Here is a 12,033-nt window from a genome sequence, read left to right as displayed (position 1 = left end):
CTATAATGTCGGATAGCTTTAAGAAGTTCCTTTATGGTTTAAAACTTCTTCCAGGAATACAAGTACGTGTTGTTCTTAATAATGGAGCTACTGCAAACAACGGTACAGGTGGCATCCCTTATGTATTAACAGGCTCACTAGTAGCAGAAATTGATGACCGTCTTCAGATTAATCCTTTTCCTTGTCCGCCCGCAAATATCGAGCTTGATAGCTCGCCCGACTTTCTTCTGATTGATCTCGGGACAGCAGGCGTAACAGTACTAGCCCCCGGTACAAGTGGTGCTAACCCAACATTCATAACCCTTACTGGAATCATAGCCATAAATCTGAATAGTATCCAAATCATTGCTCCTGTTACACCTTTATAACAACTTATACTACTAGTATCTAATTTTTCTAAAAACATATTGCATCTATACCTATTTAAAAGTAATCTTACACGAAGGTGCATTTGATCTTAGAACACAATTAGCCAAAAGACCAAAGCCTATCGCCTTGAAGCAAAGGTTTTGGTCTTTCGCATTTTCTTGCCGATTAAACTATATCTTGAAGTTCGCTTTCTTACCGATAAATTTGTATTTTTATCTTTACCCAATTCTATCTACTACCAATTCTCCCTTAACCCATACCTGCTTTACCATAAGTTCTGAACTTAGCCGCACGAAGGTTGCCTCTTTTCCTGGCTCTAAGCTGCCCATTCGGTGTGAAATTCCTAAGGATCGGGCCGGATTGAGCGATGCAAAACGAACAGCCTCATGTAATGGGCGATTGAGTACCTGGACCATCGTCCGAATACCCTGCAATAGTGGAAAAGCACTGCCGGCAATGGTACCGTCCGCTAAGAGCGCTATACCATTCTTTACAGTCGTCATCAGCCCACCCAGCTCATATTCACCTTCCGGCATCCCGACTGAGCGCGTGCCATCGGATACAAGGGTAACTTTATCCTGTGGTTTTAGACGAAAAGCCATTTCTAGAATAGCAGGATGAATATGAATACCATCGGCTATGAGTTCTAGTTCGATATCATTATTCAGCAATCCCTCCGTCATAGGCCCTGGCTTTCGATGATGAATACCAGGCATGGTATTAAAGGCATGGGTGATTCGCTGTATCCCAGCTTCCGCTGCACGAGACATTGCCATATAGTCTGCAGCAGTATGGCCAGCTGAAGGAATAATACCATGACTTTGGCAAAATGCCGCCAAATCCGCTGCATCCAGACGATCAATGGCAAACGTGAGGATCTTGATGAGGTTAGGAAAGGATTTCACTAATCGAGTCAGTATCGCAATGTCCCCACCTGGAAGCGACGGCGGAATATACTTACCAACATGAGCCCCTTTATATTCAGCTGTTAAGAATGGACCTTCTAAATGAACACCTAAAAGTTCAGCCTGACCAAAATGGATTTTATCTTTGCGCCCGGCATCAATGGTATCTAGCACGGTAAGTAATTGATCTACCGGACTAGATAAGGTCGTACCGAGAAAAGCAGTGGTTCCTTCTTGCAGTAGAGCCTGTCTCAGGGTGACTAAACTTTCGGCAGTACCATCCATGATGTCACAGCCTCCAGCACCATGAACATGGGTATCAATGAGGCCGGGGATAATAATATCACCTGAAAAATCACAGCTTTTCAAATTATTATCTGCGGTTAAATTAGAGCCAAGGGCATCAATAACTCCATCGACAATCTTCATATCACAATTGGCCTTAACGTGATCAGGAAAAACGATTGTACCATTATGGATCAACTGTTTCACTTTTATCGCCTCCGACAAGTTTACCCATTTACCAGGCTAATTTTAGTCAACAGGCTGAGCAATGAATAATATCTCTTTCCCGGCTGAAACTGTTTGTTCTTCCGATCGCTGTTTGATTTTCCAGCTTTCACCATTGGTTATAACAACGGGAGTACTAAGCGCTTTACCTGACGAACGCAACACATCCAAATCTACTTCTATCAGCGGATTTCCTTGCTTCACTATCTGTCCTTCCTTGACCAAGAGGCGAAATCCATGGCCATTTAGCGTTACGGTATCAATACCAACATGAATTAGGCACTCAAGACCTGTCGCGGAGCAAAGACCAATAGCATGATTAGTAGGAAAGGCACCAATGACCTTTCCATCAAAAGGGGCTAGTACTTTTGTCGAGATTGGTTCAATAGCCATCCCATCACCAAGCATTTTTTGAGCGAAAGCAGGGTCCGGAACCTTTTCAAGAGATATAGTTCGCCCGTCTAGAGGGGCGTAAACAACTACATCCATACTAGCAGCAGCTGAATCCGACGATTTATTACTCGAAAACCATGAAGAAATTTTATTAAACATATTATCCTTCTCTCTGTAGTTACAATTTAGCTGTTTTGTGATTCTCTAATTGCCAAGGCCTTTGCCACAAAACCGTTACCGGCTTGTAACAATTCTGCTGCTTCTTCCGCCGTAGACCCCGCCAATATCATAACAATAGCTATTTTTGCTGAGCCCTTGGCGGCGATCAAAGCTTCTTCGGCTTGGCTATTACTAGTTCCAGTCGCCAGGGAAACAATTCTCTTGGCACGCTCTTTTAACTTTAGGTTAGTTGTCTGTACATCGACCATCAAGTTGCTATATACTTTCCCTAGTCCAACCATTGTGGCTGTTGTCAACATATTTAGCACCATTTTTTGGGCTGTACCTGCTTTCATCCGGGTCGATCCCATAATGACTTCAGGGCCAGTTAATACAGTTAGGCTGTGGTCAGCTATTCTGCTCATCTCGGAATCAGGACTGCAAGTTAAGGCTATTGTCCGGCATCCTATTGACTTTGCATAGCATAAGCCACCTATTACGTAGGGAGTGCGGCCGCTGGCAGCAATACCAATCACGATATCTGATGAGTTGAGTTTTTTGCTTTTTAAATCTTCGGCAGCTAAAGCATCTGAATCCTCCGCCCCTTCCACTGCCCGGAAAACAGCCTCTGTTCCTCCTGCAATGAGACCCTGAACAAGCTCAGAATCAGTACCGTAAGTAGGCGGACACTCCGATGCATCAAGAATTCCAATCCGACCGCTTGTCCCGGCTCCAAGATAAAAGAGACGCCCGCCCGACTGAATTGCAGCAACAATATACTCAACCGCTTTCGCAATATCCGGCAAAATCTTTTGAATGGATAAAGCAACTTTTTGGTCTTCCTGGTTAATCAATTCTACAATTTCCAGGCTGGATCGATTATCGATGTTAATGGTGTCAGGATTACGGGCTTCCGTTAATAGTTTATCAAGATTCATGGGCTGTAACCTCCTTAAAGCGAAAGCTCCCACCCGGCTTTATATAATCTACTAGAAAAAGTTCTTCAGGAATAATATGTGCCACCACATTGACCCGCGGATCGGCTGGTAAAGAAGCTCGCATCACCTGCATTTCCCCCATATAGCGAAGGTAATCCTGATTATCGATGGTTACACCACCAAGCTGGCGTGGTCTGCTTGTACGTACGGGTATAGCAGTATGGCACATACCACGGGCCTCTTGTGAGCGAATAACCCACTCCCCAGGGTCAGTACGATTGGTATGGACAGCAAATAAAATTTCTCGTTCGATAGCCGAGGCATCTTCCTCAACTACGACCTGCAATTCAATGCAGCTAGCATCAAGACAAGCCACAGAAGCCAATTCCTCTTCTGATACCAGTGGATCACCAAAAAGTACTCCGTCAACAAACTGCGACGCCAATAACTCTTTGGCAGCTAGCTGTGGGGAAATAGATCGATGCTTTTCCAAAGTAGGCAGACCAGCGAAAATCGGCCCACGCGGATAACTCCGTGACGGAACAAAAGCAAGCACAGGTATCTTATAATCTCGCAAGAGCTGACAACGCTCAGCAAAGAGATTGAAAGCCAATCCAGTTTCAGGACGAGGATAATAGTTATGACAAGCCCGCAGCCGAGTTACATCAGCTTTGGCATTATAGATTTGCTGCAAAGTGATTGGAGTGATGGTACTAGCATTGATTTCGATATCCATTCCGCACGTTACACTCAATTCAGCAATTTGTTCAGGAGAAAAACCGTCATCAAGACGTATTGCCGATAAGCCTAGCTTTTTCAGCGCGGAAAAGTCTGACAGATCAGCACCAAGCATTTCACAAGCCCGCGGTGAGATATCTGCAGTAATCGAATAACCTAATTCCACAGCATGAGCTACAAATTCATGGAAATCGCTTACCATCTCATCCGAATTGGCTTCAGGGATATGCAATGATGTGAAAAGGCGACTGTAGCCATATAACCGGGCAAGTTCCAGGTAACGGCAAATGGTTTCAAGGGAATTGCCCATGCCCACAAAGGCTGATATTCCTTTTTCCCACATATTATTCTCCCCCCTTAACCGGTTGCTCATGTTCTTCTCTGAGATCATCAAAACCTACGACCCAGGTCGTAATAAAACCCGCGGCATAAGCAATCAAAATCCCCGTTAAATAATATGCTATCTGGCCAGGTTTAATCAGAAAGGCCAACGGAATGCCAGATAGCCCCATAGCAATTGAATTCACATTCATAGCTGCTTGAAAAGCCCCACCAAAAGCAGCTCCAACACAGGCAGTAATAAAAGGACGGCCTAAGGGCAGAGTAACACCAAAAATCAACGGTTCTCCAATGCCAAGAATACCAACAGGCAGCGCACCTTTAATGATTTCTTTCAAATGGCTATTTTTCGTTTTAAAGTATACTGCTACGGCAGCTCCTACTTGCCCGGCACCAGCCATAGCTAAGATGGGCATGAGAGGATTGGCCTTTAACATATTTAAAAACTCCATGTGGACAGGTACTAACCCCTGGTGGAGACCAGACATTACAACAGGCAGAAAAGTACCAGCAAGAATAAAGCCTGCAAATGCTCCACCCATTTCAAGCAAAAATTTAAATAAATTGATAATGCCATCAGATAACACACCGCCGACAGGCTGCAATACATAGAAACAGGCGAAACCGCCAAAAAGCAATGTAATAAGTGGTGTAATCACAATATCAAGGGCATTAGGCACAAATCGGCGTACTTGTTTTTCTACTATCGTCATAAACCATGCAACAAGTATTACACCAAATATACCACCACGGCCAGGAACGAGGGACATTCCATTTATTGTTATAGTGGCAATAGCAGGATTGATAATTAATATACCTGCCAGTCCGCCGATCGCTGGCGTTCCCGAAAACTCCTTCGCTGTATTTATACCTACAAAGATACCAAGGTAAGAAAAGAAACCCCAGCCAATAACATTCAAAATAGTAACAAAATTGCCTTGCGGGTCAACGCCTAATTGAATGGCCACATTGGTTAGGCCTGTGACCATGCCGGAACCAACGATTGCTGGAATCAGAGGAACAAAAATAGCAGCCAGTTTGCCCAGAAACATTTTAAGTGGTGTGCGGTTTTTATCCTTAATTTGAGTTTTTAAATCTTGGACTTCTCCCATCTGCAATCCTGTTAAGGCTGTTACTTCTGCTGCTACCTTCCCAACAACACCGGGACCAAGGATAATTTGCAGCTGGTCTGATGCTTCGACGACTCCGAGCACTCCGCTAAGACTTTTCAAGGCTGACAACTCGATTTTAGACATATCTACTATAGTAAGCCGCAGGCGAGTCATACAGTAAGTTGAGGCACTGATATTTTCCTTGCCACCAACAATTCGATGAATATGATTGGCTAGCTCTTGTTCTTTTGTCACTCTTTCACACTCCATTGCGATGTCATCTGTTATAGTAATAAGATTGGATACTCTATACCTTGCAACTTAACTTTACTAGTATTATGATAGAAGAAAAATTTAGTCAGAGGGTGGCAATTGCATGAAGCAAGCAGCAGTTTTAGCTATAGATGGTGGCGGAACAGGATGTCGAGCAGCACTTTGCAATATGAACGGACATATCATGGCTTACGCCCAAGGCAGTTCGTGCAATTATCATAGCATTGGTGTCGAGAAGGCCACCGAAAATTTACTTAAGTTAATAACCACCCTAGTTAAAAACCAGGCTTTGCACATCAACTGTGTGGTACTGGGCCTAGCTGGCCTGGACACAAAAAAAGACGAAGCTACCCTTACTTTGATCATAAATCAAGCATTGTCAGCCGCAAATATAATGGCTGATACCATCTATCTATGCAATGATGCCCTCCTGACATTAAAGGGCACCGTGGGACAAAATAACGGAGTATTAATCGCAGCAGGTACTGGCTCCATAGCGTGGGGCATCACCAAGGAAGGCCTTGTGACTCGCGTCGGCGGCTGGGGCTATAGAGTTGGTGATGAAGGCAGCGGTTATTCCATTGGTAAAGCCGCAATTGATCATGTTCTAAAAAGCTACGATGGCCGGGAGAAACGCTCTGGTATTTCAAATGCTATTTTACATGCATTGTCTTTGGCTGACGAAGATGAATTGATCAATTGGATTTATAGTTCTCAGTTTTCTGTAGCTCAGGTTGCCGCTTTAACACCAATCATAGTAAGACTAGCCGAAGACGGTGACCACCCGGCGGAAAAGATTATTAAATATGCTTGTCAAGAACTCGAAAACATGGCATTCACAGTAATAAAAAAACTCAACCTTGCTCACATGGAGTCTAAATTTATTCTCTCTGGCGGTGTCCTAAAAAATTCACTTGTCCACCGTCAGCTTGTAAAAACACTAGCTGCCTCATGTCCAGGGTTACAGGTAGTTGATTATAACTGCCAACCTATATGCGCAGCCCTTAGACACGGCCTTATTCTAATAGGAGTTAACAATGATATGCTATTACATAAACTTTCAATAGAGCTAGCATCATTTATTAGTTCTCAAGAATCTTAAACTCATCTTGTCTTTTAAATAAAGACAAAATAATCTACAGGCGTATTATGTAGAGTTTTACTATATATCTGTATTTTATAATTTAGAGACTAGAATGTGCAAGCTAGTTTTCGGTACCGTCACCAAATAGATATCGACTTATCACCTAATAACCCCAATGGACTTACAAAGTTTTATCTGCACAGAAAAATAGCAATAACCGCTGCTTAAACGGTTATTGCTATTTTATAAAGATCATATGTAAAAACTCGTTAACAACTCTTTACTTTTTAGAGCAAGCTGCAGATGGTGTACCAAAATCACTGATTATGCATACATCCTCATCGTCGCCATTTAATGCTGTAAGTGTACTAATTACTTTATTATAATGCTGAAACATTTCCGCCGCCAATTCTTCAGGATTATTTTTTGCATTAAATTCTGTTTTGCTTAAAACTAACATTGCTAGTTCATGAAGTTGTTGATTTGTCATACGAACACCCCTTTGTCGTTTTAATAATAATTATTCGGTAAAAGTCATTAGAATCCTGCACGTCTTTCAAAATTTGCTGTCTGATACCACAGAATATCTATTAATTTAAATTTCATAAGTGTGTATTATTTTTTCTGTCAAAAAAGCCGCACTTGGACAAGCTTTTGCTATGCCAACTTAAATGATACTCTCGGGGTGCTGCAAATCACTTGTCTCTATTTGAATAGTAGTATGTTGAATGTTAAAGTCTTTTTCAACGGTCAAAATAGCCTGCCGAAGAATATCCTGACTATTCTGTTCGTTGTCGATCACCAAATGGCAGGTAAGCGAATCAATGCCCGAAGTAACAGTCCAAATATGTATATCATGAATATTTTTCACACCTTGGATTGCAAGTAATGCCTGCTTAACCTCATCAGCTTTAACTGTAGGCGGCGTTCCTTCCATAAGAATATGGATACTCTCATCAATAATCCCCCACGCACTCTTTAATATTAAAAGTGCTACAATAACACTAATAATAGGATCAGCTATATACCACGCAAAAGCAGACATGAGTAGTCCTGCAATGATTGCACCAATAGAACCTAATGCATCCCCAAGAATGTGCAGGTAAGCACTCCGAACATTTACATTACCTGATACGTCGCTTTTTCTGATTAACATCCAAGCACTAAACAAATTAGCTGCTAACCCTATCGCTGCAATTGCTATCATAGTCCCGCTACTAACATTAGGAGGAGCAAACAATCGTTGATATGCTTCCCAAATAATAATCCCAGCAATAGCAAACAGAGTTAACCCATTGAGCAATGCGGCTAGAATTTCAAAACGATAAAAGCCATATGTTTTCTGGGGTGAAGGAGGTTTGGAAGCAAACCACATCGCTATAAGACTGAGAGCCAACGAGCTTACATCACTCAGCATGTGACCTGAGTCGGAAAGCAAAGCCAAACTGTTGGTTATCAGTCCTCCAAAAAATTCTACTACCATAATAACCGCAGTTGTTAGCAGGGCTATAGTCAGTCCTTTTTTATTGCTACCGCGAGAAGATATACCATGACTATGTGAGATATGTTCATGGTTATGCTGTTGATGTTGACTGTTCATCTTTAGTATTCCTCCTAGCCTACGTGACATCATCACTTATTTAGCGTTTAGTTTTTCCTCTTTAAGTGTTACTACTAGCGAAATAGAAACATTCCTTCTCCGCCTTCTCCTCAAACCTAGCGGTCATTTGAGTTGCGTAACATTATATTTAGTATAATTCCGATATCGTCGCAAAACTCCTTCAGGATCATATAGTTCTGGCAGGATCTTACTATGCACTGGCGATTTAAATTGCCGAAAGGCAGGATTTTGACAGTTACATCATCGAAATGAAATATAGCTTATTTATATTCCAACTGATATATGACTGGATTATGTCATCACTAGAATATCTATACAAATGATTTTTTAACACATATTTTAAATACTTCAATATAAAGAAAAAGGAGCGAATACTATGAACTACAAAGAATTACTAGAAAATGCACGCACCTGTATCGGCAATTATTGCAAAGCATGCCCTATCTGTAATGGGATTGCCTGTAGAAACAGCATCCCAGGGCCAGGTGCAAAAGGTGTTGGGGACAATGCTATCCGCAACTATCAGAAGTGGCAGGAAATCCGCGTAAATATGGATACTATTTGCGAGAATAAACCGGTAGACACCACTCTAGATTTATTTGGCCAAACCTTTAAATATCCGTTTTTCGCAGCACCGGTTGGTGCGGTAAATATGCACTATGGTGATCGACTTAATGATACGCTTTATAATGATATTCTAGTTTCCGCCTGCAGGGAAAATGGAATTGCTGCATTTACCGGTGACGGTGTAGATCCAAAAGTCATGGAGGGCGCAACTGCGGCCATTGCTAAGGTTAATGGCTGCGGTGTGCCTACTGTTAAGCCATGGAATATGGGTATCATTCTCGAAAAACTGGATCTGGTACGTAAGTCAGGCGCTTTTGCCGTTGCCATGGATATCGATGCGGCCGGATTGCCTTTCTTAAAAAACATGACTCCTCCGGCGGGCAGCAAATCAGTCGATGAGCTTCGCCGCATTGCTGAAATTGCTGGTATTCCCTTTATCGTGAAAGGAGTCATGAGCACAAAGGGCGCGCTGAAAGCAAAAGAAGCAGGCGCCTCAGCCATCGTTGTCTCCAATCATGGCGGCAGGGTGCTGGATCAATGCCCGTCAACCGCGGAAGTGCTTCCAGAGATCTCAGAAGCTGTTGGAAGCCAGATGAAAATTTTGGTTGACGGCGGTATCAGGTCTGGCACAGATATCTTCAAGGCACTTGCCCTGGGCGCCGACGGTGTTCTGATCTGCCGTCCGTTCGTTACTGCTGTTTATGGCGGCGAAAAGGAAGGCGTAAGAATTTATATTGAAAAACTCGCTGAAGAATTAAAGGATACCATGGCGATGTGCAGCGCATTTAGCCTGAGTGAAATTACAAGGGATATGGTACGGATATAGCAGTTGCTATTTAAAATAAGCAATAAAGCAGCACCAGAGCTATTCAAATCAACAAAGGGGACTGTGAGCAAAAATTTGCTTTCAGTCCCCTTTTTCAACATCAGAAATGCATGCTTTTCCTCATTTCTGAATCACATTTCACTCAAAAATTAATAGCGCGAATTATTTTGGCTAAAGCAGTCTCTACAGTATACAGGACGATCACCGCTCGGGCGGAAAGGAACTTCTGTCTCTTTGCCGCATTCAGAGCAGGTTACCGCATGCATTTCTCGCTGCGGGCGACCTCCCCCTCGGTTATTGTTCCCTCGATTATCATTCTGCTTGCGCGCTGCCCTGCATTCGGGGCAACGCCCCGGTTCGTTAGTGAAACCTTTTTCAGCATAAAAATCTTGTTCCGATGCAGTAAAAACAAACGGAGAATTACAGTCGCGACAAGTTAACTTTTTGTCTTCAGCCATAGTCAAATTACCTCCTAGAGTTTGGCAAGCAAGATTAACCTCAACTCAGCCATTAAGAATAGATACGATAATATTGTGGCCGAAAACAGTCGTTCTAATGCCTAGCAAAGTATGGATTTTCTAACCATCATAGCATCTTTGTAAGATGTGCTAAAAATATTTAATCGAGATTAAAACGCCTCATACTGCATTAATTCAATGTTAGAGACATTTTCTCGCCGTTACGTAATACTATCCGATATTTAAAAGAAAATTCTTCAGGTTATGGTGTTTTATCCCTGTAATGTAGTATAATACGCATATATTTTGGTATAATATATGCATTAATTTTTGAGAGAATGGTGAGATCGATTTGAGTATTAAATCACTTACACCCCTTGAGGGGCGGTACGGCGCAATTACCCAGCCTTTTGGGGACTATTTTTCGGAATGGGCTTTAATAAAATACCGTATTCATGTAGAGGTAGAATGGCTGATTACGATGTCGGATCACCCGGGTTTTGCCGAAATCCGCGCATTTACTCCGGAGGAAACCGCATTTTTGCGCAATCTTGTCAACCAATTTGACGAAGCAACCGCATTGCGGATTAAGGAAATTGAACGTACCACAAATCATGATGTAAAAGCAGTCGAATATTTCCTGCGCGAAAGTCTTGGATCAATGTCATTGTCTGATGTATTAGAGTTTATTCATTTTGCTTGTACATCAGAGGATATTAATAATCTTGCCTATGCCCTAATGCTTAAAGACGGAATCAAGGATGTCTGGCTGCCAGCAGCCGAAAGTCTTGTAACGGCAGTTTCAGAAATAGCTGAAAAGGAAAAAGCTCGGCCTATGCTCTCTTATACTCATGGCCAGACGGCTTCTCCTTCAACAGTAGGCAAAGAATTAGCTGTTTTTGCCTACCGCTGGAACCGTCAATTAAAGCAAATCAGATCACAGGAGTATCTGGGCAAATTCAACGGTGCAGTCGGCAACTATAATGCGCACAGCATTGCCTATCCAGAAATAAACTGGGAAGATGTTTCGCGTTCTTTTGTTGAAAGTTTGGGATTAACCCACAACCCTTTGACAACCCAAATCGAGTCCCATGATTATGTCGCTGAAACCTTCCACGGTCTTGCCAGGTTTAACAATATTCTTCTTGATTTTGACCGTGACATGTGGCTTTATATTTCGCGTGGCTATTTTAAACAAAAAGCTATTGCTGGTGAAGTTGGATCTTCAACCATGCCACATAAGGTAAACCCAATCGACTTTGAAAATTCAGAGGCAAATCTCGGATTAAGTAACGCAGTACTTGACCATCTAGCTAACAAGCTGCCTATATCTCGACTACAGCGAGATCTCAGTGATTCTTCAGCCCTACGTAACATTGGGACAGGCATTGCCCATTCCCATCTTGCCATTACCTATACCTTAAAAGGACTTAGAAAAACGGTTGTTAACGAAACTGCCCTTGCTCATGATTTAACTAATGCCTGGGAAGTCCTATCCGAAGCCGTACAAACAGTAATGCGTAAACATGGTCATGCTAATTCTTATGATAAATTGAAAGCAATTACTCGTGGTAAAGGCATCGGTGAAGAGGAAATCAAGTCCTTTATTGAAAGTGTGGCATTACCAGAAGAAGACAAAAAACGCCTTCTGGCCTTGACACCGTCACAGTACGTCGGTATAGCCGCTTCTTTGGTAAAACATATAAAGTAAGCGAGATCGACCGAATACAGTATAATTAAC

At 42.4% G+C, this 12,033-nt stretch carries 12 protein-coding genes; 4 read left to right on the top strand and 8 right to left on the bottom strand.

Translation table 11 applies throughout. The annotated features are described in order from the left end of the window. Positions 1 to 5: 5 nt before the first annotated feature. Positions 6 to 368: a hypothetical protein gene (locus V6C17_RS13585; protein WP_333523109.1), complete on the top strand. Its 363-nt coding sequence runs from the start codon at positions 6 to 8 to the stop codon at positions 366 to 368. A 219-nt stretch (positions 369 to 587) separates the two neighbouring features. Here the strand turns inward: V6C17_RS13585 and nagA are convergent, their stop codons facing one another. Genes nagA through V6C17_RS13560 form a run of 5 tightly spaced genes read right to left on the bottom strand, consistent with a single transcriptional unit; the run spans position 588 to position 5,718 of the window. Further along, the gene (gene nagA, locus V6C17_RS13580; RefSeq protein ID WP_333523108.1) at positions 588 to 1,766 is read right to left on the bottom strand and encodes an N-acetylglucosamine-6-phosphate deacetylase; all 1,179 of its coding nucleotides are present in this window, start codon (positions 1,764 to 1,766) and stop codon (positions 588 to 590) included. 42 nt (positions 1,767 to 1,808) lie between these two features. Continuing rightward, entirely contained in the window at positions 1,809 to 2,336 is a 528-nt protein-coding gene (locus tag V6C17_RS13575; protein WP_333523107.1) for a PTS sugar transporter subunit IIA, read from the bottom strand. Positions 2,337 to 2,362: 26 nt separating this feature from the next. Next, the gene (gene murQ, locus V6C17_RS13570) at positions 2,363 to 3,274 is read right to left on the bottom strand and encodes an N-acetylmuramic acid 6-phosphate etherase (protein WP_333523106.1); all 912 of its coding nucleotides are present in this window, start codon (positions 3,272 to 3,274) and stop codon (positions 2,363 to 2,365) included. Further along, entirely contained in the window at positions 3,264 to 4,355 is a 1,092-nt protein-coding gene (locus tag V6C17_RS13565; protein WP_333523105.1) for a DUF871 domain-containing protein, read from the bottom strand. The genes murQ and V6C17_RS13565 overlap by 11 nt, the downstream gene beginning before the upstream one ends. Before the next feature lies 1 nt (position 4,356). Beyond that, positions 4,357 to 5,718: a PTS transporter subunit EIIC gene (locus V6C17_RS13560; RefSeq protein WP_333523104.1), complete on the bottom strand. Its 1,362-nt coding sequence runs from the start codon at positions 5,716 to 5,718 to the stop codon at positions 4,357 to 4,359. A 121-nt stretch (positions 5,719 to 5,839) separates the two neighbouring features. On the opposite strand from V6C17_RS13560, the gene V6C17_RS13555 reads away from it, so the two are divergent. Then, complete coding sequence (locus tag V6C17_RS13555; RefSeq protein ID WP_333523103.1) at positions 5,840 to 6,838, top strand: N-acetylglucosamine kinase; 999 nt, start codon at positions 5,840 to 5,842, stop codon at positions 6,836 to 6,838. A 262-nt stretch (positions 6,839 to 7,100) separates the two neighbouring features. On the opposite strand, the gene V6C17_RS13550 is transcribed toward V6C17_RS13555, so the two are convergent. Continuing rightward, positions 7,101 to 7,310 carry a hypothetical protein gene (locus V6C17_RS13550; protein WP_333523102.1) on the bottom strand — a complete coding sequence of 70 codons (210 nt, stop codon included), beginning with the start codon at positions 7,308 to 7,310 and terminating at the stop codon, positions 7,101 to 7,103. Positions 7,311 to 7,487: 177 nt separating this feature from the next. After that, positions 7,488 to 8,420, bottom strand: a complete 933-nt coding sequence (locus V6C17_RS13545) for a cation diffusion facilitator family transporter (RefSeq protein ID WP_333523101.1) — start codon at positions 8,418 to 8,420, stop codon at positions 7,488 to 7,490. 397 nt (positions 8,421 to 8,817) lie between these two features. Between V6C17_RS13545 and V6C17_RS13540 the strand changes: the two genes are divergently transcribed. After that, positions 8,818 to 9,834, top strand: coding sequence for an alpha-hydroxy-acid oxidizing protein (locus V6C17_RS13540; RefSeq protein WP_333523100.1), 1,017 nt, complete (start codon positions 8,818 to 8,820; stop codon positions 9,832 to 9,834). Between the two features lie 149 nt (positions 9,835 to 9,983). Here V6C17_RS13540 and V6C17_RS13535 read toward each other — a convergent pair whose 3' ends face one another. After that, positions 9,984 to 10,292, bottom strand: a complete 309-nt coding sequence (locus V6C17_RS13535) for a zinc-ribbon domain containing protein (RefSeq protein WP_333523099.1) — start codon at positions 10,290 to 10,292, stop codon at positions 9,984 to 9,986. Between the two features lie 352 nt (positions 10,293 to 10,644). On the opposite strand from V6C17_RS13535, the gene purB reads away from it, so the two are divergent. Then, a complete protein-coding gene (purB, locus tag V6C17_RS13530; protein ID WP_333523098.1) occupies positions 10,645 to 12,003 on the top strand; it encodes an adenylosuccinate lyase in 1,359 nt (452 codons plus the stop codon). Positions 12,004 to 12,033 lie beyond the last annotated feature (30 nt).

Source organism: Dendrosporobacter sp. 1207_IL3150 (genome assembly GCF_036763085.1).
Classification (GTDB): domain Bacteria; phylum Bacillota; class Negativicutes; order DSM-1736; family Dendrosporobacteraceae; genus JBAIYU01.
The sequence above is the reverse complement of the archived record's forward strand: the minus strand, read 5'-3'. Positions and strand labels throughout refer to the sequence as shown.